The organism is Williamsia sp. MIQD14, from assembly GCF_051025635.1.
GTDB lineage: Bacteria > Actinomycetota > Actinomycetes > Mycobacteriales > Mycobacteriaceae > Williamsia_A.
This window is the reverse complement of record NZ_JBPFDG010000001.1, coordinates 1,411,154-1,435,675: the sequence shown is the minus strand read 5'-3', so window position 1 is coordinate 1,435,675 and position 24,522 is coordinate 1,411,154. Positions and strand designations below refer to the sequence as shown.

Below are 24,522 nucleotides of genomic sequence, written 5' to 3'. Positions count from 1 at the left end.
GGTCTGTCACCGCGTCCGACGGGTCGGGGATCGCCTCAGAAGCCGAGGTCGCGACCGATGATGTCCTTCATGATCTCGGTGGTGCCGCCGTAGATGGTCTCGATCCGCACGTCGGTGTACGCCCGCGAGATGGAGTACTCGGCCATGTAGCCGTAGCCGCCGTGCAGCTGCAGGCAGGTGTCGACGATGCGCTTGGCGAGTTCGGTGCACCACCACTTCGCCTTCGAGGCGTCGACTGCGGTGAGCTCACCGTCGACCGCGCCCTGGATGCAGCGGTCGACGAACGCCTGCGCGATGTCGAGTTCGGTGGCGATCTCGGCGATCTTGTGGCGGTTGGCCTGGAACGACCCGATGGACTGGCCGAACGCCTTGCGCTCGGCGACGTAGGTGAGTGTGTCCTCGAACGCCTTGCGGGCGCCGGCGACGGCGCCGACCCCGATGGCCAGTCGCTCCGAGGGCAGGTTGTGCATCAGGTGATAGAAGCCCTTGTTCACCTCGCCGACGACGTTGGCGACCGGCACCCGCACGTCGGTGAAGCTCAGCTCCGCGGTGTCCTGGGCATGCTGGCCCATCTTGTCGAGGTTGCGACCGCGCTCGAAACCCTCCATGCCGCGCTCGACGGCGAGCAGGGTGAAGCCCTTGTGTCCGGCCTCGGGGTCGGTGCGGGTGACCACGATGACGAGGTCGGCGTTGATGCCGCACGAGATGAAGGTCTTGGCACCGTTGAGCACCCAGTGATCGCCGTCGAGGACCGCCGAGGTCTTGATGCCGGCGAGGTCGCTGCCGGCGCCCGGCTCGGTCATCGCGATGGCGCCGATGATCTCGCCCGAGGCGAAGCCGGGGATCCAGCGCTGCTTCTGCTCGTCGGTGCACAGCTTCTTGAAGTAGGGCCCGATCACGTCGTTCTGCAGCGTGAACGCCGGGGCACGCGAACCGAACTTCGCCATCTCCTCGATCACGACCGCGTTGAAACGGAAGTCGTCGATGTCGGAGCCGCCGTACTCCTCGGGCATGTAGAAGCCGACGAGACCGGACTCGCCGGCCTTCTTGAACACCTCGCGGTCGATGATGCCGTCGCGTTCCCACTGCTCGGCGTAGGGCGCGATCTCACGGTCGACGAAAGCCTTCGCCGACGCGCGCAGCTGATCGTGTTCGGATTCGAAGATGAGGCGCTTCATGTGGGGTGTCCCTCGGTCGCGGTGAATCGATCGGTACGAGAACTCGGTTGCGGGAACCGATACCGGGCGGCTCGGGGGCACAGCACATTGGCAGCCCACCGAGCGAACGCTCGTGAAACCGAGGTTACGCCACCCCTGAGCTTTCTGACAATCGATTCAGTTCGGCTGCGACAGGGACACACGAGGTGTGCACCGGCGACGCGGTGACCTGCCCCGTCGTCGCCCGCGGGGGTGGAATACCGTTCGATCCGACACCGGTCTGTCGGGGACGGGCCGGACACCACTGGAGAACGAGGGGGTGGCGGTGAACGCGACCGCGACATCGGAAACCGTCCACTTCACCGCGGCCGACGGTGTGCGCCTGTGCGGCACGCGCTGGGAACCCTCCGGACCCGCCTCGGGCACCGCGGTGATGCTGCACGGCGGCGGTCAGACACGGTGGTCGTGGAAGGCGACGGGCGAACTGCTCGCCGCCGCGGGCATGCGCGTGGTGACCCTCGACTGTCGCGGACACGGGGACAGCGAATGGTCGCCCGACGGTTTCTACAGCATCGAGATGTTCGCCGACGACGTCCACACGGTCATCGCCGAGATCGGTGGACCGGTCACGCTGATCGGTGCCAGCGTCGGGGGTCTCACCGGTATCACCGTGGCCGACCGGTTCGGGCCCGACGTGGTCTCCGCCCTCGTCCTCGTCGATGTCGTGCCGCGCTACGACCGCGCCGGCAGCGCACGGATACGACACTTCATGCGCTCGGGGATGGAGGGCTTCGACTCCCTCGAGGCGGCCGCCGACGCGGTCGCGGGGTACCTGCCGCACCGCGAACGGCCGCGCAGCACAGCCGGTCTCACGCGCAACCTGCGCAGACGTCCCGACGGCCGCTGGTACTGGCACTGGGACCCGCGGGTCATCGATCAGGAGACCCTCGACCGGATCCCCACCGACTACCTCGACGACGCCGCAGCCGGGCTCGACATCCCGATCATGGTGGTGCGCGGCAAGCTCTCCGACGTGGTGCCCGAGGAGGTGCTGCGGGCGTTCCTCGAACGGGTGCCCCACGCCCGGGTCGCCGAACTGCGCGACGCCGGGCACACCGCGGCCGGCGACGACAACGACGCGTTCACCGCCGCCGTCGTCGACTTCGTGGGCGACCTGCGCGACTGACGGCGCGCGCCGACTCAGGCGACGACCGGGCTCCCGACCGGATCTGCTGCATCCCATCGCATCCCGACCGGTTCGTCGATGCGCGCCCACTCGAGACGGGACACCGGATCGGTGAGCGGACGGTCGGCACGGCGATGACATCCGCGCGACTCGTCCCGCCGCAGTGCCGCCGCGACCACCGCACCCGCGACCATCGTCGCCGCGGCGTCGGCGACATCGGAGAACGAGCGCAACGGTCGGACCTTCGCCGCCGCGACCAGGTCCGCGACCGCGGTCAGACCCGCGGCGTCACGCGTCACGCCGGCACCGGCCGACATCGCGTCCTGCAGAGTCGTCCGGTCGCATCGTGCTGCGCGGGTGAGCATCTCGACGTCGGTCGGGGTGATCGGGGTGCCGGCGCGATCGGCTGCCGCCCGCGCGACGCGGCGACCCATCACCAGGCCCTCGAGCAGACTGTTCGACGCCAGCCGGTTCGCTCCGTGCAGCCCGGTACGTGCGACCTCGCCCGCGGCGAACAATCCCTCGACGGTGGTGTCGCCGCGATCGCCGGTGGCCACGCCACCGCAGAGGTAATGCGCCCCCGGCACGACGGGGATCGGATCGACCGCGGGGTCGAGGCCGATGGCCCGGACGCCGGCGGTCACCGTCGGGAACCGTTGTGCGACATCGGGTACATCGCGGGCGTCGAGGAACATGCAATCCCGACCCGAGGCCACCATCGCGGTGTGCACGGCGTGCGCGACGACGTCGCGGGGGGCGAGATCGCCGAGCGGGTGGACGCCCTCGGTGATCGAGACGCCGTCGGCGTCGACGAGACGGGCGCCCTCACCACGGACGGCCTCGCTGATGAGCGTGCGACGGCCCCGCGCGCCCGGTGTGTGGAGCATCGTCGGGTGGAACTGCACGAACTCGAGGTCGGCGACCGCGGCTCCGGCCCGCAGCGCCAGCGCGACACCGTCGCCCATCGATCCCTCGGGATTGGTGGTGGCCGCGTAGATCTGGCCGATGCCGCCGGTCGCGAGGAGCACGGTCGGCGCGCGGAGGGCCACCGCGCGGCCCGTCCCGTCGCGTGCGGTCACCCCGATCGCGCGTCCGTCGAGGTCGGTGTCGACGGCGATGACCATGGTCTCGGCGCGGACACCCACGCGTCCGGACACCATGTGCGGGCGCAGCGCCTCCCACAGGGCGCGCTCCACCTCGGCGCCGGTGGCGTCACCGCCGGCGTGGATGATCCGCCGGACCCCGTGTCCGCCTTCGCGGGTGCGGCGCAGCATGCCGTCGGCGTGGGCGTCGAACCGCGCCCCCCAGGCGATCAACGCCGCGACGGCGTCGGGTCCGTCGGCGAGGATCGACCGGGCGGCGAGAGGATCGGTGTGCCCGGCACCGGCGGACAGGGTGTCGGTCAGGTGCACGTCGATCGAGTCGGCCGGATCGGTGGGGTCGACGACGGCGATCCCGCCCTGGGCGTACCGCGTCGAGGTGTCCGCCCCGGGAGTGCGTCGCGATCCCTTCGTCGTCACGATCACCGTGAGGCCGAGTTCGGCGGCGTGGATCGCGGCGGTGAGACCTGCGACGCCGGCGCCGACGACCACCAGGTCGGCGCGATCCCCGTCGTGTGTCATGGCGCCTCCCGGCTGCATCGTCCGCAGTTTTCGACTGTGAGTCGAAAACCATGGCTTCACGCTACGCCGGTGTCGGGGATCCGGGTGACTCAGGTGTCGAAGGTGACGGTGACCTCGTCGGAGACGGGCACCGCCTGGCAGGCCAGGGTGAGTCCCATCGCGAGATCGGAGTCGACGAGGGTGTCGTTCTTGCGCATGTGGACCTCGCCGCTGACCACGCGGCAGGCACACGAACTGCACTCCCCCTCACGGCACGAGAACGGGGCGTCGTGCCCCGCGGCGAGCAGCACGTCGAGCAGCGTCGCCGACCGCGGCCAGGCGAGGTCGATCGAGTTCCCCGCCAGCGTCACCGCGACCGACGCGTCGTCGTCGCCGCTGGAGACCGACACCTCGATCTCGCTGAACGGGTCGCCCGAGAGAGAGATGTAGCGCTCGGTGTGGGTGAGCGCGGCCGGGATGCCGATCTGCTCGGCGGTCTCCTCGACCACCGCCATGAACGGCGGCGGCCCACAGATGAACAACTCCCGATCGGCCATGTCACGCATGAGGTCGGCCATCGCCGCGGAGTCGGGCAGACCGCGCTCGGTCTCGAGCCAGTGCGTGACGGCGAATCGGTCGGGGAACTCGGCGACCATCTCGTCGATCTCGGCGGAGAAGATCGCGGAATCGGCGTCGCGGTTGGCGTAGATGAGGTGCACCGACGACAGACCGCCGATGAGGGTCGACTTCGCGATCGACATCAGCGGGGTGATGCCGCTGCCCGCGCCCACGAGCAGGAGGTCGTTGGCGTAGGAGCGCGGGTAGAACGACCCCGACGGGCTGAGCACGGTGATCCGTTCGCCGACGGTGACGTTGTCGCACAGCCATCCCGAGGCCACGCCGCCGTCGACCCGCTTGACCGTCACGATGAGGTCGTCGTCGAGATGTGGCGAGCTCGACATCGAATAGCACCGCGCGACAGCGGTTCCCGAGCCGTCGGCACCGGGGATCTTCAGGGTGAGGAACTGCCCGGGGTGGTACCGGAACCGGCTGAGGATGCGGTCGGGGACCTCGAAGACGATGGAGACCGAGTCGGGGGTCTCGCGGATGACGTCGACGACCTCGAGTTCGTGGGCGCGGCTCTCGAGCCGGCTCGCCGCCGCCTGCTCCGGCGTGTCGGACGCGCTCACTGGCCGATGCGCTGGCCTGCGGCCATCGGTCGGGCCATCACGTCCTGGTAGCGGCCGCCGAGCAGTCGCGGGAGGGCGTCGAACAGTCGCGCGTCGGGGCCGATGAGCACCTTCGGCTTGTTCTTCTCGATGCCCCTGATGATCTTCCTCGCCGCGGTCTGCGGTCGGGTGAAGGCGATCTTCTGGAAGTTGTCGTCCTTGACCTTGAGGTCCTGGGCGAACTCGCCGCTCTGCCGTCCGTTGCGGACGATGCCGGTCTTGATGCCACCCGGGTGTACGCACGTCACACCCACGTTGTGTCCGGCGCTGATCATCTCCTGCCGGAGCGACCCGGTGAACCCGCGGACGGCGAACTTGGCTGCGTTGTAGGCGCTCTGAGCCGGGATCGACATGAGGCCGAACACCGACGACACGTTCACCACGTGACCGTCACCGGAGGCGATGAGGTCGGGCAGGAACGCCTTCGTGCCGTGTGCGACACCCCAGAAGTCGATGCCCATGATCCAGTCGAAGTCCTCCCACGTCATGTCGACGATGGAGGCGCTCAGCGAGACGCCGGCGTTGTTGATGATGACGTTCGCGCCACCGAAGCGGCTGCGCACGTCCTCGGCATGGGCGTACATCGCATCGCGGTCGGCGACGTCGACGGCGAACGGTGCTGCCTCGGCGCCGGCCTTCTCGCACAACGCCACCGTCTCCGACACCGCGTCGAGGTCGACGTCGGACAGGGCCAGGCGCGCACCCTTGTCCGCGAGTTGGAGGGCCAGGTTCCGACCGATCCCCGACCCGGCGCCGGTCACGACCACGGTCTTGCCCACAAGTGTCTTCAACGCAGTGTCATGCTTTCTCGTAGAACCGATCTCGTTCCGCTGCCGGACGGCAGACAAGAGTGACCGGACGGGTCACCCCGCACGGATGTGTTGTCGCCAGGGCCGATCAGCGACGGCGGCGACGGCCCTCGAGCTCGGCGAGCACCTCGTCGGGCAGCGACCGCGACATCTTGTAGATCTTCGTGGTCAGCCGTCCCTTGATGAGACCGGCCTCGTAGAAGAACGTCAGCATGGGTCCGCACATGAAGGTGGCGTTCTCGCGGTAGCGCGGCGACCGCTGCGCCGCCTTCCACCCGGCGAGCTGACCGATGCCGACCGACCGGTAGGCCTGCGAGTCGACGAGGGTCGGCATCACGAACAGGGTCAGCAGCGCGATCAGGACACGGTTGACGGCGAGGGCGAACGGGCCGCACTTGGCGGTGGCCTGGATCAGCTCGTTGCGCGCGAAGGTGATGTGCCGCGCCTCCTCGAGGACGTGGATCTTCATCAGCTGACGCACGTGCGGCTGGATGGTCTCGTCGGCCATCGACTCACGCTGCACACGGTCGAGCACCTCCTCGACGAGCAGCGTGCCGGCGTAGACCAGCGGGCCGTGGGGGATGAAGCCGATGAACCGCAGCGGCATCGACAGCAGCTTCGGGCGGCGGTAGGGCTCCATCTCGGTCTTGTTGATGAGGCGACCGAACATGGTCGAGTGCCGGGTCTCCTCGGCGATCTCGGTGAGCGAGTACAGGGTGTGCTCGTCGGCGAGGTTGTCGTTGGTGAACACCCCGCGCAGCAGGTTGGTGCACAGACCGACCTCGGCGTTGATGCCGTAGGTGAGGATCGCGACGGCCTCGGCGCGGCTCAGCGTCAGCTTCTGCGCATCGTCGAGTCCCTCGTAGAGCTCGGTGCCGAAGAGCGTGCCGCGCTTCTCGGTCGACCAGGCCTTCTCGGGGTCGATGTCGGCGTCCCAGTCGATGTCGAGCTCACCGTCGTAGGCGCGATCCGCGGTCGAGCGCAGCAGACGCTCGGCGATCGCCATGCGCTCGTCGATCTCCGACTGCGTGGGCCCTGCGGGCGTGGTGGCGGGCGCGTAGTTGTCGACGGTCACGATGAGTTCCTCTCACACAGGGTTTGACGAGCTCGGACACCGCACGCGGCGCGTGGGCATGACAGATGTTGAGTAAACGGTACTGGGCTGAGAGAGGGTGTCAAGACGTGCATCAGCGATCCTCCGACCCCGGCAGCAGGGTCTCCGGACGCCGCGAGGCGGCGGGGACGATCCGCACCAGCCGACGGCTCAGACCGTCGCCGAACAGACCGTGCGCCCGGGCCAGATCCAGGTACTCGGCGAAGAACAGGTCCAGACGCGCGCCGCGACGGCTGCTGCGCCGCGCGGCCCACCGGCTGCGTCGCACCATGAGACCGGTCTCGCGGTAGGCCTCGGGCGCGATCAGGGTGCGGGCCACCATGCGGAGCACGAGACCCGACACCACCGAGTAGAAGAACGTGCGCAGCGGCCCCTTGCGATCCATCGAGGCCTCGAAGTCGAGACGCGCGAAATCACTGAGCCGACGCGTCGACCGTTCGTGCAGCGCGGCGACCTGGCGTACGTGCGGCTGCACCGACCGGTCGGCGGCCAACGTCGTGACCAGCGCACGGGTGCAGGACTCGGCCATGAGGTAGATCGACGCGGTCATCGCGCCCGCCGGGATCAGCAGTGTGTAGCGCTCGAGGAGCCACGCCAACCGGGGGTGCGGGTGCGGGGGCAGCCCCGTCACGGTGATGAGCCTGCCGAACATCGCGGTGTTCGTGGTCCGGACGTTGATGGTGGCGAAACCCCAGCGCGCGGTGTCGTCGGCGAGGGTCTGGTCCTCGCCGATGCGGCGGAACTCGAGCATCGACTGCGAGGTGTTCGCGAACACGCACAGCGTGAGCAGGTTCACCAGTTCCCGACGGGCGAGCTCGGTCCGCTTCGCGGCGGGCATGCGTTCCCAGAGGCGCGTTCCCGACACCGACACGAGGTGCTCGGGCAGCCAGGCGGCCGTCTCCGACGGTGCGGCCGACCAGTCGATGTCGAGGTCGGCGTCGAATCGCTCGTCGACGGTGGCGATGAGGAACCGCTGGGCGGCACGTTCGCGGTCTGCGATGGAGCGACGCCGGGGCCGTCGATCGGCATCGGGGGCCGTGTCGGCCGCGCCGACCCGGTCGAGTCCGATGTTCGAAGTCATCACAATCCCCATTCGCGAATCTGTTGCACGATATGACCCCGAATCCTACGTAATGCGGGGCTCATATGTAATTCAAGGCACATGCGGGCGGAAGTGAAAGCCGCATCACCGCAGTCTGGAGAGGGGACAGCGCCATGACCGAGGATCTGGGACGTGCCACGCCGCGCTCGCCGCACGATGATTCCGACTACCGCGGCGACGCGGCCATCGTGATCAAGGGGGTCGAGATCCCCGTGACGGTCGAGATGAAGGGGTACCGCGAACCCATCGACGGCATCTACCGGTGGATCGGGCGCGTGGGCAAGAACGAGCGCCTCACCGCCGCCGTCGGCGACGCCAAACGCATTCGGGTCATCGTGAGGACGCCGCACAGTGCCCAGGAGGCCTACCTGGGCGACCCCGACTTCTGGGACCGCTTCCGGATCAACGGCAAGTCGACACCGCCGTTCGCCGTCTCGACCGACATCGACGCCGACGAGTCGGACACCGCGACCGCCTGATCGCACCCGGTCGACACCCGCGTCGGGAACCGATGTGGGCGAGGCGTGTGCGCATTGCCCGATTCGATGGAAACGTGGGGTGATGACGCTCGCGCACACCGACCCCAGCCGCCACGACCGATCCGACCGTGGCGCCCCCGCACTGGTGCTGGGACCCATCCTCCGGTTCGTCGACGAGTCGCGGGCGACCGTCTGGGTCGAGACCGACCGGGCGACCGGGGTCCGCATCGACACCTCCGTCGGCGTGACGGCGCAGACCGACACCTGGGGAGTCGGCGGGCACCACTACGCGATCGTGGTGGTCGAGGGTCTGCCGCCCGATGCGCAGGTCGACTACACGGTCACCCTCGGCGACGACGCCGGGCCGGATGCGGTGTGGCCGCCCGACGGCGAACCGTGCCGATTGCGGACCGCGGCGGTCGGGGCCGACGTCACGATCGCCTTCGGCTCCTGCCGTCGCGGCGACACCTACGACGAGGAGTCACTGGGCCGGATCGGTGCCGACGCGTTGGTCGGCCTCGCACACCGGGTGAACACCGAGGCGCCGCAACGCCGGCCCGATCTGCTGATGCTGCTGGGCGATCAGGTCTACGCCGACGACCCGTCACCGGAGATCCTCACGCGCCTGCACCGCCACCGGGCGCAGACCGGCGGTCACGGCGGCACCGTCGGCCGGGGCGAGCTGAACGACGAGGTGGCCGAGGAGATCTGCGACTTCGAGGAGTACACCTGGCTCTACGCGGAGTCGTGGGGGACGCCGGAGGTGCGTGCCCTGATGGCGGCCGTGCCGAGCTGCATGATCCTCGACGACCACGACCTGCGCGACGACTGGAACTCGTCGATGGACTGGCGTCGCACCGTCACCGTCGCCCCGTGGTGGCCGCGACGGGTCGTGGGCGCCTTCACCTCGTACTGGATCTATCAGCACCTGGGCAACCTCTCCCCGGAGTCGCTCGCCGCCGACCCCGTCTACGCGGCGGTGCGCGGGGCGGCCACCGACGCCGAGCGCGAGCAGATACTGGCCGATTTCGCGCTGCGCGCCGACGCCGAACCCGATTCCGCGCGATGGAGTTTCGTGCGCGATCTCGGCGACACCCGTCTGATCGTGATCGACTCGCGCTGCTCCCGCGATCTCGACCCCGAGCGCCGCACGATGCTCGACGACACCGAGTGGCGGTGGCTGCGGACGGTCGCCACCGAGACCGATGCGCGGCACATCGTGTTCGGCACGTCGCTGCCCTACCTGATGCTGCCCGCGCTGCATCATCTCGAGCAGTGGAACGAGGCGGTCGCCCAGGGCGCGTGGGGTCCCCGTGCGGCGAAGCTCGGTGAGAAGCTGCGTCTGGAACTCGATCTCGAGCACTGGGCGGCGTTCGACAACTCCTTCGACGCGATGGCCGATCTGGTCGGCGACCTCACCTCGCGGGCCGATCCGCCGGCGTCGGTGGTGTGGCTCTCCGGCGACGTGCACTGCTCGTATGTCGCCGAGGCCGAGCTCGTCGGCCGCGCCACACCGGACACCACGCTGTGCCAGCTGACGATGTCGCCGTTCCGGAATCCGTTGGAGCGCCCCGTGCGCGCGGTCAACCGGATCGCCGTGAAGGCGCCGATGGTGAAGCTGATGCGCGCCCTGGCGAAGCGGGCCGGGGCGGGCCCGTCGGCGATGTCGTGGAAGGCCACCGCCGGCCCCTGGTTCGACAACGGCGTGATGTCGTTGACGGTCAGCGGCGAACGGCTCAGCGTGCGTGTCGAGCACGCGTTCGTCGACGGCGATGGCGCACAGCGGTTGTCGCAGACCCACGTCGCCGATCTCACCGCGGGTGGGAGGGTCTCAGCGGCGCAGCGAGGCCAGCAGCCCCTCGGGCAGTGAGCGCGACGCCCGGTACAGCAGCGTGGTGACGCGGCCACGGATGAGGCCGGCCTCGCCGAAGAAGCGCAGCATCGGTCCGCAGGCGAAGGTGGCGTTCTCGCGATAGTGCGGCGAACGCTGGGCCACCAGCCACCCCCTGGTCGGTGAGATCCCGACCGAGATGTACGCGCGGGGATCGATCAGTGTCGGCATCACGATCAGCACCAACAGCCCGATGAGGACCCGGTTGATCGCGAGCGAGACGGGCCCGCAGTTCTCGATTGCTCGCACGAGTTCGGTTCGCGCGTAGGTGATGTGGCGCGCCTCCTCGAGGATGTGGATGCGCATCATCTGACGGACGTGGGGCTGTACGTTCTCATCACGGGTGGCCTCGCGCTGCACCGCGTCGAGCAACTCCTCGACGATGAGGGTGATCGCGAAGATGAGCGGTCCGTGGGGCACGAAACCCATGAGCCGTAGCGCCCGGTTCAGCGGCCCGGGGGCGGGCCACGCAGGCATCTCGGCCTTGTTGATGAGACGCCCGAACATCGTCGAGTGGCGCGTCTCCTCGGCGACCTCGGTCAGCGAGTACAGCATCTGCGGTTCGGTGAAGTCCTCGACATGGAAGACCCTGCGCAGCAGGTTGTTACACAGTCCCATCTCGGCGACGATGCCGTAGCTCAGGACCGCCACCGCCTCGGCGCGGCCCAGCGTCAGCTGCTGTTCGGTGCTCAGCGCATCCCACATCTTCGTGCCGAACAGCGTGCCGCGGCGTTCGGTCAGCCACGCCTTGTCGGGGTCGAGCGGGGCGTCCCAGTCGATGTCGAGCTCACCGTCGAGGGCGTTGTCGGCGGTCGAGCGCAGCAACCGTTCCGCGGTGGTGCGCGGGTCACCCGGCCCCGCGGTCCCCGCCTTGTGCCGAGCGGTGTCGATGTCGACGCTCACGGGTGATCCCCTCCCCGACGCCGGGCACGGCGCCTCTCAACAGTCGTTGAGCGATCACCCTGCGCCGATGCCGGACGGGTGTCAAGGGTCACAGCCGGCGACTGGACGATGCCCGACGATCGGTCGTCGACGGTGGACATCACCACGTCACCGACGGTCCGTAGGGTGGATCACGTATCACCAGCACCGACTCGAGAGCACGGTTCGGCGTCCGATTCCCCAGGAGGCACCCATGGCCAATTACCGAGTCATCAACCCCGTCGGCGACGTCGTCGCGACCAAGGACATCGAGAACGCCGAGGACGCGTACTCGTGGTTCAAGGAGAGCCAGGAGGACAACGGCGAACTCGGCTGGCGCCTCGAGGTCGACCACGACGGCGAATGGGCGTTCGTCGACGACTCCGAGGGCACCGACGATTCGAAGGGCATCGACGAGTCGACGGGACCGACCAACTGATGGCGATCGCATCGATCAACCCGGCGACCGGCGAGACGATCCGCGAGTTCGACGCCCTGTCGGACGCCGAGGTCGAGGAGAAGATCGCCACCGCCGCACGGGTCGCGCGCGAGTACCGGCACACCGGGTTCGACGAGCGCGCCGCGGGACTGCGTCGTGCCGCCGACATCCTCGACGCCGACACCGATTCGCTGGCCGCCACCATGACCGCGGAGATGGGCAAGACCATCACCGCCGCCAAGGCGGAGATCGGCAAGTGCGCCAAGGGATTGCGGTACTACGCCGACGCCGCCCCGGCGATGTTGGCCGACGACATCGCCGACGCCGACGCGGTCAACGCCTCCCGGGCGCTGCACCGTTTCCAGCCGCTGGGCGTGATCCTCGCGGTCATGCCGTGGAACTTCCCGCTGTGGCAGGTCATCCGTTTCGCGGGACCCGGCCTGATGGCGGGCAATGTCGGACTGCTCAAGCACGCGTCGAACGTGCCGCAGACCGCGCTCTACCTCGAGGATCTGTTCCGCCGGGCGGGCCTGCCCGAGGGCGTGTTCCAGACGCTGCTGATCTCGTCGGGTCAGATCGAGGACATCCTCACCGACTCCCGGGTCGCGGCGGCGACGCTGACCGGCAGCGAGGGAGCCGGCCGTGCGGTCGGTGAGACCGCCGGCGCGCAGTTGAAGAAGGTCGTGCTCGAGCTCGGCGGATCCGATCCGTTCGTGGTGCTGCCGTCGGCGGATCTCGCTGCCGCGGCGAAGACCGCGACCACCGCGCGATGCCAGAACAACGGGCAGTCCTGCATCGCCGCGAAGCGGTTCATCGTCCACACCGACGTCTACGACGAGTTCGCCGAACTCTTCGTCGCCGAGATGGCCGCACAGAAGGTCGGCGACCCGACGGCCGACGACACCGACATCGGACCGCTGGCCACCGAGCAGGGCCGCACCGACGTCACCGATCTCGTCGACGACGCGGTGGCCAAGGGCGCGACCGTGCTCACCGGCGGTTCCGTGCCCGACGGTCCGGGGTGGTTCTACCCGCCGACCGTCATCTCCGAGATCACCACGGAGATGGACATCTACGGCGAGGAGGTCTTCGGACCGGTGGCGTCGCTGTACCGCGCCACCGACATCGACGACGCCCTGCGCATCGCCAACGACACCGACTTCGGGTTGGGCTCCAACGTCTGGACCACCGATGAGGCCGAGATCGAGCGCTGCATCGACGAGCTCGAGGCCGGACAGGTCTTCGTCAACGGCATGACGACGTCATATCCGGAGATCTCGTTCGGCGGCATCAAGAACAGTGGTCACGGTCGTGAGCTGGCGAAGTTCGGCATCCACGAGTTCTGTAACGTCAAGACCGTCTGGGTCGCCCGTACGGGGAAGAACGAGTGAAGGAGAACGCGTGAGCACGGTGGGAGTCAACAGGGGGCGTCGGCGCCCGGTCGTGGTGTCGATGATCGTCGCGGTGATGGCCGCTCTCGGTCTCGTCGTGGGTACCGCGGGTGCCAGTGCGGCGCCGCTCGGCCCGATCGCGAAGCTCGACGTCGCTCGGTACCTCGGTGTGTGGAACCAGGTCGCGGCGATCCCGCAGCCGTTCAACATCGACTGCCTGCGCAACACCCAGGCGCGCTACACCCAGATCGACGCGAACAACATCAAGGTCGAGAACACCTGCACCAAGTTCACCGGGCAGCGCAGCGGCATCACCGGCAACGCCCGCGTCAACGACCAGCGGACGAAGGCGCAGCTGCACGTCAGCTTCCCCGGCGTGCCGTTCCAGAGCTCGAAGTCGGGTCCGACGAACTACATCGTCACCTACATCGCGCCGGACTACTCCTGGGCGCTGGTGGGCAGCCCCGAGCGTCTCTCCGGCTTCGTCCTCAAGCGCGACAAGCAGGTCTCGAGCGCGCAGTGGAAGCAGATCAAGAACGTGATCGTCTCGCGCGGTTACAACCTGAACCTCTTCCTCACCACGCCGATCGACGGCGCGTACCCGAACGTGACGCCCCTGGCGCTCGTTCGCTGACACACCCGCTCCACCACGACGCCCCGCCGGGTTCACCCGGCGGGGCGTCGTCGTGTCGGGCGGCGGTGCGGCGCGACCATGTCTTGACGTGGCCGTGGCCGGCGGTGTCGACTACACGACGGTGACCTCGCGCCGCTGCTGAGATCGTCCCCGTGAGGCTGGTCCGGCGGCGATATGCCGTCGGCGACCTCTCAGGGGGACGATCTCGACAGAGATCGGGCGGCATCCGACGCAGACAACGGAAAACTGCCCCGAGAGCTCGGTCCGAGGGGAATGTTCCCTCGGACACCTGCCTCGGGGCAGTTCTCAGCAGCTGCAGTGTGGGTCAGAAGTAGTGCGACCGGCCGGCGACCACGCGACCGTGTGTGCCCGAGAAGGCCAATGCGACACCGACGACCGCCAGCACGATGCCGATGATCCACATCCACTGGATCGGGATGATGACCCCCACGACGATCAGGATGAGTCCCAGGATCGTCATGACGTCCCGTAGTCGACCGCGAGCCGCTTCACGCCGTTGAGCCAGCCGGACCGCAGCCGCTCGGGCTCGGCGAGCTTGGTGATGTCGGGCATGTGGTCGGCGATGGCGTTGAAGATGAGGTTGATCTCCATACGCGCCAGGTTCGCGCCGATGCAGTAGTGCGTGCCGTGGCCTCCGAACCCGACGTGCGGGTTGGGGTCCCGCATGATGTCGAAGGTGAACGGGTCGGTGAAGACGTCCTCGTCGTAGTTGGCCGAGCCGTAGAACATCCCGACGCGGTCACCCTTCTTGATCTCGACGCCGTCGAGCACGAGGTCCTCGCGCGCCGTGCGCTGGAACGAGTTGACCGGGGTGGCCCATCGGACGATCTCGTCGGCCGCGGTCGTGGGGCGCTCGCGCTTGTAGAGCTCCCACTGCTCGGGGTGGTCGAGGAAGGCGTTCATGCCGTGGGTGATCGCGTTGCGGGTGGTCTCGTTGCCGGCCACCGACAGCAGGATGAAGAAGTACCCGAACTCGATCTCCGACAACGCTTCCCCGTCGAAGTCCGCGTTGACGAGTTCGGTCACGATGTCCTCGGCCGGGCAGGTCTTGCGGGCCTCGGCCATCTGGTAGGCGTACCCGAGCACCTCCGCCGAGGCGGTCGTCGGGTCGACGGTGAACTCGGGGTCGTCGGCGTTCATCATCGAGTTCGACCACTCGAAGAGCTTGTGGCGGTCCTCCTGCGGGACGCCGAGCAGATCGGCGATGGCCTGCAGCGGCAACTCGACGGCGACCTGGTGGACGAAATCGCCGCGGCCGTTCGCGGCGGCCTCCTTCACGATCGTCTCCGCCGCGGTGGCCAGCTTCTCCTCGAGCCCGTGCACCGCACGGGGGGTGAACAGCCGCGACACCAGCTTGCGGAGGCGGGTGTGCTCCGGCGGGTCGTGGTTGATCAGCAACGCCTTGGTGATCTCGAGCGCCTCGGGCGGCATCGTGTCCTCGAAGCGCATGATCACGCCGTTGTCGTTGGTCGACCACAGGGCGTCGTTCTTCGAGATGTCGCGCACGTGCTCGTGCTTGCTGACCACCCAGTACCCGCCGTCGGTGAAGCCACCGCCCTTACCCGGCTTCTGGGCGTTCCACCACACCGGCGCGGTCTTGCGCAGCTGGGCGAACTCGTGGATCGGCAGCCCCTTCTCGAGCAGATCGGGGTCGGTGAAATCGAACCCGTCGTGCATGAACGGGCAGGCGGCGGGATCGGTCGCGGCGCCGGCAATACGATCGAGGGAGGTCATTCGTCTCCTGGTGGTACGGCCCGCCGCCGATCTCTTCGTCAGATCACGGCAGCGGTGAGGGCGGCCCGTCGGCGAGACGGGTATGCGTAGTATCGATGCCACTGGTACCGATACCAATGGATACGATACCACTGGATCAGGAAGGGGTGTGTGTGGTCACGTCGAATTCGTCGACCGCTCTCGGATCAGCCGGAGAACCGGACGGTCGGGGCGGCGGAACGACCGGCGCGTCCGCCGCACCGACACCTCGCGGCGGACGTCCGCGGGACATGACGATCGACTCCCGGGTGCTCCCGGTGGTGCGCGATCTGCTCGTCGAGGTGGGCTGGAACGACCTCAGCGTCCGCGCCGTCGCGGCCAAGTCCGGCGTCGCGCGAGCGACCATCAATCGCCGCTGGGAGACCAAGGCCGAGCTGGTGTTGCACGCGGTCCTCAACGACCGGATCGTGCTGGAGGACATCGGCACCGACGAACCCGGCGGCTGGATCGACGACCTCATCCGACAGAGCAACCAGATCTTCGGACACCCCGACCTGCGCTCGGCCCTGCCCGGCCTGCTCAGCACGTTCCAGCAGGATCCCGGCCTCCGGAACCAGCTCTGGACCGGGCTGGCCGGCCCGGCCGCCGAGCGCTACGCCGTACAGGGCGCGCCGGCACGTCGCGATCAGGCCGAGACCGACGCCCTGGCGATGATCATCATCGCCGCGGGCACCGCCATGTTCGCCAGCGTGCTCGCCACCGACATCACCACCGACCCGATCCGTGAACGCATCGACGAGCTGCTGCACATGATCGGACGCGAGGTCGCCGGCGGCGACGGGAACGCGCCGAACGGGGACGTGGAGCGTAACGCCTGATCAGGCCCCGGTGAAGCGCGCCGCTCGGCGCTCGACGAACGAGGTCACACCCTCGGCGCCGTCGGCGGTGGTGAACAGGCCGGCGACGGTCGGCTGCAACGCCTCGACGGTACGAGCGGTGTCCGGGAGCGCCGACTGTGCCGACGCCAGGGTTGCCCGCACACCCAACGGGGCGGCCTTGTCGACGATCGACCGCGCGATACGCACGGCGGTCTCCCGTGCGGCGCCCTCGGGTGCGATCTCCTGGATGAGGCCGATCCGGAAGGCCTCCGCGGCGTCGAACTCGTCGCCGGTGAGCATCCACCGCATCGCGTTGCCCCATCCCGCCTCGCGGGTGAATCGCAGGGTCGCACCGCCGAACGGGTAGATACCGCGCTGCACCTCGAGCTGGGTGAAGCGCGCGGTGGTGTCGGCGACTCGGATGTCGGCCGCGAGCAACAGCTCGATCCCCAGCGTCATCACCCAGCCCTGCGCCGCGGCGACGATCGGCGTGGTCCACGGCCCGTCGAGCCGCCACGGGTCGCGCGACCCCTCGGGCACGAGCACCTCGCCCGCCAGCAGCGCCGCACCCACGTCGGCGAGGTCGAGTCCGGTGGTGAAATCGGCGCCGTGCGCGAAGAGCACGCCGCACCACACCTCGGGGTCGTCCTCGACGATGGCGTAGGCCCGAGCGAGATCGGTGAGCAGCCCCCGGTTGAAGGAGTTGCGCTTCTCGGGGCGGTTGAGCCCGATCAACAGCAGGTGGCCGTCGCGCTCGAGGGTCAGGGTCGCGAGAGAGGGGTCGGTCGTCATGGCCCGCACCCTACTATGGTTTTCATCATAGAAGGGAGCGGGCCGATGAACTCAGTGCTTCTCGGCGAGCACCACGGCGAAGCGGTCGTCGGCGTCGGTCCAGATCTGCTCGACCCCGAAACCGGCGGCGGTGAGTTCCTCGGTGATCCCCGACCGGCGGAACTTCGCGGAGATCTCGGTCCGCATCTCCTCGCCCTCGGCGAACTCGACCTCGAGATCGAGGTCGGTCACGTGGACGGTCATCGCCCGGCGCGCACGCAACCGCATCTCGATCCACTCGTTCTCGGTGTCGAACAACGCGACGTGGTCGAAGGCGTCGAGATCGAAGTCGCCGCCGAGGCGACGGTTGATCACGGCCAACACGTTGCGGTTGAAGTCGGCGGTCACACCGCGGGCGTCGTCGTAGGCGGGCACCACCACCGACTCGTCGACGACGAGGCCCACCCCGATGATGAGGTGTTCGCCGGGCCGCAACGCGGCGGCGACGCCGGTCAGGAAGGCCGCCCTGTCGGCGGGGACGAGGTTGCCCAGGGTCCCACCGAGGAACGCGACGGTCCGGTTGGGGTGATCGGGGATCGACGCGGCGGTGTCGATGAAGTCGCTCACGATGCCCGCCACGCGGAGATCGGGGTACTCGACGGCCAGTTCGTCGACCGCGCCCTGCAGCGCGGTGACCGAGACGTCCTGCGGCACATAGGTGGTCAACGTGCCCGCGCGGATGCCGGCATCGAGCAGCAGACGGGTCTTCTCCGACGATCCCGATCCGAGTTCGACGAGCGTGGTCATCCCGGTCGCGGCGGCGATGTCGTCGGCGTGGGCGGCCAGGATCGCCTTCTCGGTGCGGGTCGGGTAGTACTCGTCGAGCGTGGTGATGACCTCGAACAGCTCACTGCCGCGCTGGTCGTAGAACCACTTGGGCGGCAGATGTTTCGGCGACGCAGTGAGACCGGCTCGGACATCGGTGACGAGGGCCTCGTCGACCTCGTCGGGGTCGATGTGGATCTCGAGTGCCACGGTCGAAACGGGGTGGGACACGGGTTGCCTCCTCAAGGGGCTCAGGGTGGAGCAAGGTCGAAGGGATCGAACGGTTCTAGAGGGGGTGCGTCGACACCGATCCCGCGGTCGCGACGATCAGCGACCGGTCGGGCACGGGCTCCCAGGTGCGGTCGGCGTCGAGGGGGTCCGAGTCGAGAGGCTCCGACGCCACCCACACGTCGTCGTCGCCGACCGAGGTCGACAGCGAGTGGTGAACGGCGGTGCCCCACAGCGTGGTCCCGTCGCCGAGCAGGAGGTTCAGACGCGAGCCGGGTCCGGAGTCGTCGAGGGCGGTGACGACGCGGCGCAGCACCTCGACGGGGTCGTGGTCGCGCAGCAGGTGACGGACGACCATCCAGAGCCCGGCGGAGTCGGTGGCGGCAGGCAGGCGCAGGAGGTCCTCGACGGGTACGGCGGAGGCCAGGCCGGCGAGGCTGTGCGGCCATCCCGCCACGACACCGTTGTGACTGAACGCCCAGCGTCCGTCGACGAACGGCGCCGACGCGGTCGTCACGACGGGCATCCCGACCGTCGCCGACCGGACCGCGGCGAGCACGGCGGTCGAGCGGGTGTGGGTCAGGACGTCGTCGACGGTGCGGTCGGTCCAGATCGGTGCGGCCGACCGATACGACGTCGCCGCAACGGATTCGGGCGAGTCGCCGGCCTCGAGGTCCGGCCACCATGCGGCACCGAACCCGTCGGCGTTGGCGACCGCGCCGCAGCGCATGTCGTTCGGCGCCCACGACTGGACGATCAGTGAATGGTCCCCGTGGTGGAGGACGTCACCCACGGCCGCGGCGGGCCCCAGGTAACCGAGGTGTCGACACATCTGTCAGTCGACGTCTCGCGCGAGTCGGAAGCCGGAGAAGATCTGGCGCCGGATGGGGTGGTCCCAGTTGCGGAAGGTCGACCGCACCGCGACCGGGTCGGTCCCGAACGACCCGCCGCGCAACATCTTGTAGTCGCCGCCGAAGAACACCTCGGAGTACTCGGGGTAGGGGAACATCGCGAACTCCGGGTAGGCGGTGAACCCGCTCGAGGTCCACTCCCACACGTCGCCCACCATCTGCGCCACACCCAGTGCCGAGGCGCCCGCGGGATACGCCCCGATGTCGGCCGGTTCGAGGTGTCGCTGCGCGAGGTTGGCGTGGTCGGGCGTGGGATCGCTGTCGCCCCAGGGATATCGGGGTCCGGGAACCGATCCCCCGGTCGCCGGGTCGAACCGCGCGGCCTTCTCCCATTCGGCTTCGGTCGGCAACCGCATGCCGGCCCACCGCGCGAACGCCTCGGCCTCGAAGAAACAGACGTGCACGACCGGCTGGTTCTCGCGGATCGGTGCGCGCACCCCGAAGGCGGTGCGACACCACGATCCGTCGGCGTCGCGGTGCCAGAACTGCGGTGCCACGAGGTCGGCCTCGCAGCGGTGCGCCCATCCTCGTTCCGACCACAGCTCGCGGCGCGAGTACCCGCCGTCGTCGATGAACTCGGCGTAGCGCCCGTTCGTCACGGGGTACCGGTCGATGGCGAAGGTGGGGACGTGCACCGGATGCGCGGGCTTCTCGTTGTCGAGGGCCCACGGGTCGGTGTCGGTACCCATCACGAACGGACCGCCGGGGACGACGACCTGGTCGGCCACCACCCGGCCGGCGCGCGGAGGGGCGGGCGCGGTGAGTACCGGTTCACCCGAACGCAACTGGTGGGTGGCGAGCATCGTCTCGTCGTGCTGCTGCTCGTGCTGGGCGATCATCGCGAACACGAATCCGCGATCGACGAGCGGATCGCCGGTCAGGGGTGTGGTGTCGAGCACGCTGCGCGCGTGGTCGCGGACCGCGGCGGCGTAGGCACGCGCCTGCGTCGGGTCGAGGATGGGCAGTCCCGGCCGCGACGACCGCGAGTGGCGGAAGGCGTCGTAGAGGTCGTCGAGATCGGGACGCAGCGGCTCGCGACGACCGACCTCCCGGATCAACCAGAGTTCCTCCTGGTTGCCGATGTGTGCGAGGTCCCACACCAGGGGACTCATCAACGGGGAGTGCTGTGCCATGAGGTCGGCGTCGGTCACGGCGTCGGTGAGCACGGCGGTGCGCCTGCGGGCACGGTCGAGCACCTCGGCGAGGCGGGCGCGGGTGGCCGAGGCGGACTCGCCGTACGGGGTGTCGACAGCGGGGTGGAAAACGGTCATGCCGGAAGCGCCTCCTGGGCGGGGGTGTGGCCGCGTGCGCAGCGCGCAGCGGCGGCGACGAGGTCGTCGTGGTCGGGTCCCGATGGTGTGGCCTCGGCGGCCAGGGACAGCAGATGGCTTGCCGCCGAACGGAGCTCGGGGTCGCGCAGGCCGCGCTGCGCGGCGCGGAGCCAGGCGTCGGCGGTGGGTGCGGCGATCGCGGCGGCCGCGGCTCCCACCTCGTCGTTCGCGAGCAGCGCGGTGACCGCGGCGATGGGGACCGACCACATGCCGGTGGGCTGGCCGTCGAGGTAGCGCACCTCGAGATACCCCTGGGGTCGGACCATGGGGAAGACCGTGCTCACGTGGTACGCCAGATCTCCCGCGTCGGGGCGACGCCCGACGGCGGCGTCGAGATGCCCGTCCATCCAGTCGGCGAACGTGGCCCCCGCGGGCGGTGTCCACAGGATGTCCGCCGCGGTGCGCACGCACAGCAGCGGCACCGCGAGCACCCAGTCGGTGTAGTCGTCGATGGTCTGCGCCGGCGGAGGGATGCGGGTGCGGTCGGTCTCGAGCCACGTGCGCATCCGCTGCGACGCCCACGGCGCCCCGTCGACGCCGTACAGATCCGGCGAGTTCGCGAACGCCGACATCAGGGCGGGGCCGATGGTGTGCAGCAGCGTCCATCGGGTGACCGCGTGGTCGGCGTCGACGCCGGCGTCGAGCGCGACCTGCACCGCGGCGGTGTTGCACATCATCAGTGCGCCGAAACCGCCGCTGCGGCCGAAACTCTCCTCCATCGCGCGATACCGCTCGGTGGTCAGCAAGCGCTGCGGTGGTCGGACCCCGTCGGCGGCACCCGCGACCACGTCGATGCCACGGGCGGCGAGCAGGGCGCGCAGGGACACCTCGTCGGCCGCGAGGGCACGACGGAGCCCGGTGAGATCGGGATGGGGGACGCTGGAGAGTTCGATCTGGCCGCCCGGCTCGACGGAGACGACGCTTCCGGAGCCCAGGGGCAGTTCGGGGGAGTGCGGTGCGATGGAGCGGGGGGCGTGCCCACCGAGTGCTGCGGCGAGTTCACGCAGGTCGGGGCGGACGGCCTCGGCGGTGAGAGCGGGTCGGGAGTGAGACCCGGGATCGTGTGGGGTCTCCTCGGCGACGCGGGTGAACCATTCCAGTTCGGCGCCGACGAGTTGCGGTGGCCCCAGCTTGAAACACACCCGGGTGAGGTGTGCCGCGGCGGCCGGACGAGAGGTGATCTCGCCGGAGGTGGTTGTCATGTCCGAACTCTCGTGTCAGGGCGACCGGCGGCCGGTGCCACATTCTCGAACAGTTCCGATGCTCCGCTGCTGGGGCATCGGTCCGCCGGACCCCTGTGCGGTAAGCGGGCGGGGATCGGGGGATCAGGTGTGCTGCGTTTCGATGCTACGGATTTTCCGGCCGGGGTACATCCCTCTCGGTCCGCGATGTGTGGAGCGGCGATGCGAGCGGGAGGGTCACGACGAACGTGGCCCCGACCGCGCGCACGTCCGGGCCATCGGACACCGATTCCGACGATTGGGACGATTCGCCCACCGGCCGTTCGTGCGTCACCGGCTCGTAGGTCACGTCACCGCCGTGGGCACGGGCGAGGGCTCGAGCGATCGGGAGACCCAACCCCGCACCCGTCGAATCGCGGGCGGAATCCAGCTGCACCAGGCGGTCGAAGATCCGTTCGCGGGCGTCGGGGGGCACCCCGGGGCCGGTGTCGGTGACCGCGATCCGCGCCGTGGCGCCGGCGGCGGAGACGTCGACCGTCACCTGGGCGGGCGTGGCGCCGCCGGCCGTCGCCGCACGCACCGCGTTGTCGACGAGGTTCGACACCACCTGACCGATCCGGCCCGCGTCGACACGGGCGGGGACGGACGCGGCACCCGTGCGCCGGATGGTCACCGGCCCGCCGAGGAGGCGCCATCGGTCGATCACGTCGTCGACCACCTCCACGAGGTCGGTGTCGGCGAGGCTGAGCTGCGGGTCGCTGTCGATGCGCGCCATGTCGAGGAGGTCGGCGACGAGTCGCGACGCGTGCTGCGACTCCCGCACCAGCAACTCGGTCCACCGCGGGATGCGATCGGGGCGATCGGTGCCGTCGCGTCGCAGGGACTCGGCCACCGCCGACAATCCCGCGATCGGGGTACGCAGTTCGTGCGCCGCGTCGGCGAGGAACCGCTTGGTGTCGGCCTCGGCCCGGCGCGCGGTGTCGGCGGCGGCGCGCTGTGCGGTCTCGGCCGCCTCGAGGGCGTCGAGCATCTCGTCGACCGAGCCGGCCGCGCGGCCGAGCTCGGTGTCGGGGGCCCGGGGTCGCAGCCGCCGACCGCGGTCGCCGGAGGTGATGCCGCGTGCGACGGCGACCATCGCGTCGAGCGGTCGCAGTGCGCGCCGTACGGCCAGCATCATCAGCAGTGCCGCCACCACGAGCGTCGCCGCGCCCGCGCCGAGCATGAGCCACCGCAGTTGCGTCCGGACCTCGCTGATCGACGTCGTGTCGCCGAGGAGGGTGACGGTGGTCCCGCCCGGCAGTCGTCGGGTGACCACGAGCGAGTCGGCGGGGGGCCGAGGCGGACCGCGATCGGGACCCACCCCCGGCACTGGGGGCCCGCCACTCGGGTCGATCCCCGCACGTCCGCCCGGGTCGCCTGTGCCCCGCCCGCCAGGACCCGGCCGACCGGACGGGGGGATCGGGGCATCGCCCGCACCGGGCGCGTCGGCGTCGGGGAACGGTCCGGGACCGCCGTAGACGTCGCCGTCGGAGGTCGTGACGCGCACCCGGATCGCGTCGCCCTGCAAGGCGTTCGCGAGCTGCTGCGGTGAATACCCCTCGGCTACGAGGGTGGTGGACCGGTCCGCGCGGTCGGTGAGGCGGGCCGAGAGATCGCTGCGCAGTTGATGACCCAGCGCGACGTCGATCGCGACCCCGACGAGCGTGAGCAACACGGCGAACAGCACCACGACCAGCACCAGGACCCGGCGACGCAACGAGGGTGTCGGGGTGGTCGGGTCGCCGTCGGGGTGTCGCTTCACGCGTCGCCGCTCGGCCGCACGACGCCACCGGGCACCCGGGGAGGTCGCGGTCACGAGCCGACCCTCAGGACGTAGCCCAGCCCTCGGACGGTGTGGATCATGCGCGGGCCGTGTGCCTCCATCTTGCGACGCAGGGCGCTGATGTGGACCTCCACCAGGTTCACGTCGTAGGCGTCGTATCCCCAGACCGCCTGCAGGATCTGCGGTTTGGTGACCGTTCGACCACGCTGGGTGACGAGGAACTCGGCCAGGCGAAGTTCGGTGGCCGTCACGTCGAGGACTGCGCCGCCACGGGTGATCGTGCCCGCCGTCGGGTCGACCAACAGATCGCCCACCGACACCGCCGCCTCGGTCCGGCCACGACGTCGCAGTACCGCGTCGGCGCGGGCGAGCAACTCGTCCAGCAGGAAGGGTTTGATCACGTAATCGTCAGCGCCGCTGCGCAACCCGTGCAGTCGGTCGTCGATGTGGTCGCGGGCGGTCACCATGATGATGCCCGCGTCGGACCGCTCGCGGACGATGTCGATGAGGTCGAACCCGTCGCGGCCGCCGGGCAGCATCACGTCGAGGATCACCAGGTCGGGACGGCGCGCGGCGATGAGCTGTTCGAGGTCACTGCCGTCGGCGACGCCCGTGGCGGCGTACCCGGCATCGACGAAGGCCTCGACCACCGGTTCGCGGATCGCGTCGGAGTCCTCGACGACCACGACGCGTTGCGCGGTGCTGAAGTCGCCGTGGGTCACCGGCCCATTGTGGTCTGCCATGACACCACTGTGCTCACGACTGCCTGAAGTGACGCTGAAGACCCGCTGTGGGGCCGCTCGATTCAGGATGGCTTCAGCTGCGGCCGTCACCGTCGTTCATGTCGGGCTCACCGCTCGACTCCACGAGACAACGAGACGAGGACCA

At 69.5% G+C, this 24,522-nt stretch carries 23 protein-coding genes; 7 read left to right on the top strand and 16 right to left on the bottom strand.

Going from position 1 to position 24,522, the window contains the following annotated elements; all coding sequences use genetic code 11:
- Positions 1 to 35: 35 nt before the first annotated feature.
- On the bottom strand, positions 36 to 1,178 hold the full coding sequence (locus ACQ7HM_RS06320; RefSeq protein ID WP_434215354.1) for an acyl-CoA dehydrogenase family protein: 1,143 nt from the start codon (positions 1,176 to 1,178) through the stop codon (positions 36 to 38).
- A gap of 304 nt (positions 1,179 to 1,482) precedes the next feature.
- Between ACQ7HM_RS06320 and ACQ7HM_RS06315 the strand changes: the two genes are divergently transcribed.
- The gene (locus ACQ7HM_RS06315) at positions 1,483 to 2,343 is read left to right on the top strand and encodes an alpha/beta fold hydrolase (RefSeq protein ID WP_434215353.1); all 861 of its coding nucleotides are present in this window, start codon (positions 1,483 to 1,485) and stop codon (positions 2,341 to 2,343) included.
- A gap of 14 nt (positions 2,344 to 2,357) precedes the next feature.
- On the opposite strand, the gene nadB is transcribed toward ACQ7HM_RS06315, so the two are convergent.
- The 5 genes from nadB to ACQ7HM_RS06290 all read right to left on the bottom strand — a co-directional run bounded on the left by nadB (position 2,358) and on the right by ACQ7HM_RS06290 (position 8,177).
- Complete coding sequence (gene nadB / locus ACQ7HM_RS06310) at positions 2,358 to 3,965, bottom strand: L-aspartate oxidase (protein ID WP_434215352.1); 1,608 nt, start codon at positions 3,963 to 3,965, stop codon at positions 2,358 to 2,360.
- A gap of 89 nt (positions 3,966 to 4,054) precedes the next feature.
- The gene (locus ACQ7HM_RS06305; protein WP_434215351.1) at positions 4,055 to 5,134 is read right to left on the bottom strand and encodes a 2Fe-2S iron-sulfur cluster-binding protein; all 1,080 of its coding nucleotides are present in this window, start codon (positions 5,132 to 5,134) and stop codon (positions 4,055 to 4,057) included.
- Positions 5,131 to 5,964, bottom strand: a complete 834-nt coding sequence (locus ACQ7HM_RS06300; protein WP_434215350.1) for an SDR family NAD(P)-dependent oxidoreductase — start codon at positions 5,962 to 5,964, stop codon at positions 5,131 to 5,133. Before ACQ7HM_RS06300 ends, ACQ7HM_RS06305 begins: the two co-directional genes overlap by 4 nt.
- Before the next feature lie 106 nt (positions 5,965 to 6,070).
- Positions 6,071 to 7,057 (bottom strand): AurF N-oxygenase family protein, encoded by a 987-nt coding sequence (locus tag ACQ7HM_RS06295; RefSeq protein WP_434215349.1) that lies wholly within the window; start codon positions 7,055 to 7,057, stop codon positions 6,071 to 6,073.
- A 112-nt stretch (positions 7,058 to 7,169) separates the two neighbouring features.
- Positions 7,170 to 8,177: a diiron oxygenase gene (locus ACQ7HM_RS06290; RefSeq protein WP_434215348.1), complete on the bottom strand. Its 1,008-nt coding sequence runs from the start codon at positions 8,175 to 8,177 to the stop codon at positions 7,170 to 7,172.
- Between the two features lie 134 nt (positions 8,178 to 8,311).
- Between ACQ7HM_RS06290 and ACQ7HM_RS06285 the strand changes: the two genes are divergently transcribed.
- Together ACQ7HM_RS06285 and ACQ7HM_RS06280 are read left to right on the top strand one after the other, a co-directional pair.
- Positions 8,312 to 8,677 carry a DUF4873 domain-containing protein gene (locus ACQ7HM_RS06285; RefSeq protein WP_434215347.1) on the top strand — a complete coding sequence of 122 codons (366 nt, stop codon included), beginning with the start codon at positions 8,312 to 8,314 and terminating at the stop codon, positions 8,675 to 8,677.
- An 82-nt stretch (positions 8,678 to 8,759) separates the two neighbouring features.
- The gene (locus ACQ7HM_RS06280; protein ID WP_434215346.1) at positions 8,760 to 10,547 is read left to right on the top strand and encodes a DUF7800 domain-containing protein; all 1,788 of its coding nucleotides are present in this window, start codon (positions 8,760 to 8,762) and stop codon (positions 10,545 to 10,547) included.
- Here the strand turns inward: ACQ7HM_RS06280 and ACQ7HM_RS06275 are convergent.
- Positions 10,509 to 11,471 carry an AurF N-oxygenase family protein gene (locus tag ACQ7HM_RS06275; RefSeq protein WP_434215345.1) on the bottom strand — a complete coding sequence of 321 codons (963 nt, stop codon included), beginning with the start codon at positions 11,469 to 11,471 and terminating at the stop codon, positions 10,509 to 10,511. The two genes, ACQ7HM_RS06280 and ACQ7HM_RS06275, sit on opposite strands and share 39 nt — an antisense overlap.
- A 232-nt stretch (positions 11,472 to 11,703) precedes the next feature.
- Here ACQ7HM_RS06275 and ACQ7HM_RS06270 point away from each other — a divergent pair, with 232 nt between their 5' ends.
- The 3 genes from ACQ7HM_RS06270 to ACQ7HM_RS06260 are packed head-to-tail and all read left to right on the top strand — an operon-like array spanning position 11,704 to position 13,953.
- Positions 11,704 to 11,928 carry a hypothetical protein gene (locus ACQ7HM_RS06270; RefSeq protein WP_434215344.1) on the top strand — a complete coding sequence of 75 codons (225 nt, stop codon included), beginning with the start codon at positions 11,704 to 11,706 and terminating at the stop codon, positions 11,926 to 11,928.
- Positions 11,928 to 13,319 carry an NADP-dependent succinic semialdehyde dehydrogenase gene (locus tag ACQ7HM_RS06265; protein WP_434215343.1) on the top strand — a complete coding sequence of 464 codons (1,392 nt, stop codon included), beginning with the start codon at positions 11,928 to 11,930 and terminating at the stop codon, positions 13,317 to 13,319. Before ACQ7HM_RS06270 ends, ACQ7HM_RS06265 begins: the two co-directional genes overlap by 1 nt.
- Before the next feature lie 10 nt (positions 13,320 to 13,329).
- On the top strand, positions 13,330 to 13,953 hold the full coding sequence (locus ACQ7HM_RS06260; RefSeq protein ID WP_434215342.1) for a lipocalin family protein: 624 nt from the start codon (positions 13,330 to 13,332) through the stop codon (positions 13,951 to 13,953).
- Between the two features lie 325 nt (positions 13,954 to 14,278).
- On the opposite strand, the gene ACQ7HM_RS06255 is transcribed toward ACQ7HM_RS06260, so the two are convergent.
- Both ACQ7HM_RS06255 and ACQ7HM_RS06250 read right to left on the bottom strand, forming a co-directional pair.
- Positions 14,279 to 14,434, bottom strand: coding sequence for a hypothetical protein (locus ACQ7HM_RS06255; protein ID WP_434215341.1), 156 nt, complete (start codon positions 14,432 to 14,434; stop codon positions 14,279 to 14,281).
- The gene (locus tag ACQ7HM_RS06250) at positions 14,431 to 15,708 is read right to left on the bottom strand and encodes a cytochrome P450 (RefSeq protein WP_434215340.1); all 1,278 of its coding nucleotides are present in this window, start codon (positions 15,706 to 15,708) and stop codon (positions 14,431 to 14,433) included. Before ACQ7HM_RS06250 ends, ACQ7HM_RS06255 begins: the two co-directional genes overlap by 4 nt.
- A 269-nt stretch (positions 15,709 to 15,977) precedes the next feature.
- On the opposite strand from ACQ7HM_RS06250, the gene ACQ7HM_RS06245 reads away from it, so the two are divergent.
- Positions 15,978 to 16,565 carry a TetR/AcrR family transcriptional regulator gene (locus ACQ7HM_RS06245; RefSeq protein ID WP_434215339.1) on the top strand — a complete coding sequence of 196 codons (588 nt, stop codon included), beginning with the start codon at positions 15,978 to 15,980 and terminating at the stop codon, positions 16,563 to 16,565.
- Here ACQ7HM_RS06245 and ACQ7HM_RS06240 read toward each other — a convergent pair whose 3' ends face one another.
- The 7 genes from ACQ7HM_RS06240 to ACQ7HM_RS06210 form a co-directional block, all read right to left on the bottom strand.
- Complete coding sequence (locus ACQ7HM_RS06240; protein ID WP_434215338.1) at positions 16,566 to 17,357, bottom strand: crotonase/enoyl-CoA hydratase family protein; 792 nt, start codon at positions 17,355 to 17,357, stop codon at positions 16,566 to 16,568.
- A 51-nt stretch (positions 17,358 to 17,408) separates the two neighbouring features.
- Positions 17,409 to 18,392, bottom strand: coding sequence for an L-histidine N(alpha)-methyltransferase (egtD, locus tag ACQ7HM_RS06235; protein WP_434215337.1), 984 nt, complete (start codon positions 18,390 to 18,392; stop codon positions 17,409 to 17,411).
- A gap of 55 nt (positions 18,393 to 18,447) precedes the next feature.
- Positions 18,448 to 19,221, bottom strand: coding sequence for an ergothioneine biosynthesis protein EgtC (gene egtC / locus ACQ7HM_RS06230; RefSeq protein WP_434215336.1), 774 nt, complete (start codon positions 19,219 to 19,221; stop codon positions 18,448 to 18,450).
- Positions 19,222 to 19,224: 3 nt separating this feature from the next.
- Entirely contained in the window at positions 19,225 to 20,571 is a 1,347-nt protein-coding gene (gene egtB / locus ACQ7HM_RS06225) for an ergothioneine biosynthesis protein EgtB (protein ID WP_434215335.1), read from the bottom strand.
- Positions 20,568 to 21,833 carry an ergothioneine biosynthesis glutamate--cysteine ligase EgtA gene (gene egtA, locus ACQ7HM_RS06220; protein WP_434215334.1) on the bottom strand — a complete coding sequence of 422 codons (1,266 nt, stop codon included), beginning with the start codon at positions 21,831 to 21,833 and terminating at the stop codon, positions 20,568 to 20,570. Before egtA ends, egtB begins: the two co-directional genes overlap by 4 nt.
- 145 nt (positions 21,834 to 21,978) lie before the next feature.
- Positions 21,979 to 23,667, bottom strand: coding sequence for a HAMP domain-containing sensor histidine kinase (locus tag ACQ7HM_RS06215; protein ID WP_434215333.1), 1,689 nt, complete (start codon positions 23,665 to 23,667; stop codon positions 21,979 to 21,981).
- A complete protein-coding gene (locus tag ACQ7HM_RS06210) occupies positions 23,664 to 24,377 on the bottom strand; it encodes a response regulator transcription factor (RefSeq protein ID WP_434215332.1) in 714 nt (237 codons plus the stop codon). Before ACQ7HM_RS06210 ends, ACQ7HM_RS06215 begins: the two co-directional genes overlap by 4 nt.
- Positions 24,378 to 24,522: the final 145 nt, after the last annotated feature.

Coding starts and splice junctions, on each gene's coding strand:
- ACQ7HM_RS06320 (WP_434215354.1), bottom strand. CDS start 1,178: ATGAAGCGCCTCATCTTCGAATCCGAACACGATCAGCTGCGCGCGTCG.
- nadB (WP_434215352.1), bottom strand. CDS start 3,965: ATGACACACGACGGGGATCGCGCCGACCTGGTGGTCGTCGGCGCCGGC.
- ACQ7HM_RS06290 (WP_434215348.1), bottom strand. CDS start 8,177: ATGACTTCGAACATCGGACTCGACCGGGTCGGCGCGGCCGACACGGCC.
- ACQ7HM_RS06285 (WP_434215347.1), top strand. CDS start 8,312: ATGACCGAGGATCTGGGACGTGCCACGCCGCGCTCGCCGCACGATGAT.
- ACQ7HM_RS06280 (WP_434215346.1), top strand. CDS start 8,760: ATGACGCTCGCGCACACCGACCCCAGCCGCCACGACCGATCCGACCGT.
- ACQ7HM_RS06270 (WP_434215344.1), top strand. CDS start 11,704: ATGGCCAATTACCGAGTCATCAACCCCGTCGGCGACGTCGTCGCGACC.
- ACQ7HM_RS06265 (WP_434215343.1), top strand. CDS start 11,928: ATGGCGATCGCATCGATCAACCCGGCGACCGGCGAGACGATCCGCGAG.
- ACQ7HM_RS06255 (WP_434215341.1), bottom strand. CDS start 14,434: ATGACGATCCTGGGACTCATCCTGATCGTCGTGGGGGTCATCATCCCG.
- ACQ7HM_RS06250 (WP_434215340.1), bottom strand. CDS start 15,708: ATGACCTCCCTCGATCGTATTGCCGGCGCCGCGACCGATCCCGCCGCC.
- ACQ7HM_RS06245 (WP_434215339.1), top strand. CDS start 15,978: ATGACGATCGACTCCCGGGTGCTCCCGGTGGTGCGCGATCTGCTCGTC.
- ACQ7HM_RS06240 (WP_434215338.1), bottom strand. CDS start 17,357: ATGACGACCGACCCCTCTCTCGCGACCCTGACCCTCGAGCGCGACGGC.
- egtC (WP_434215336.1), bottom strand. CDS start 19,221: ATGTGTCGACACCTCGGTTACCTGGGGCCCGCCGCGGCCGTGGGTGAC.
- egtB (WP_434215335.1), bottom strand. CDS start 20,571: ATGACCGTTTTCCACCCCGCTGTCGACACCCCGTACGGCGAGTCCGCC.
- egtA (WP_434215334.1), bottom strand. CDS start 21,833: ATGACAACCACCTCCGGCGAGATCACCTCTCGTCCGGCCGCCGCGGCA.
- ACQ7HM_RS06210 (WP_434215332.1), bottom strand. CDS start 24,377: ATGGCAGACCACAATGGGCCGGTGACCCACGGCGACTTCAGCACCGCG.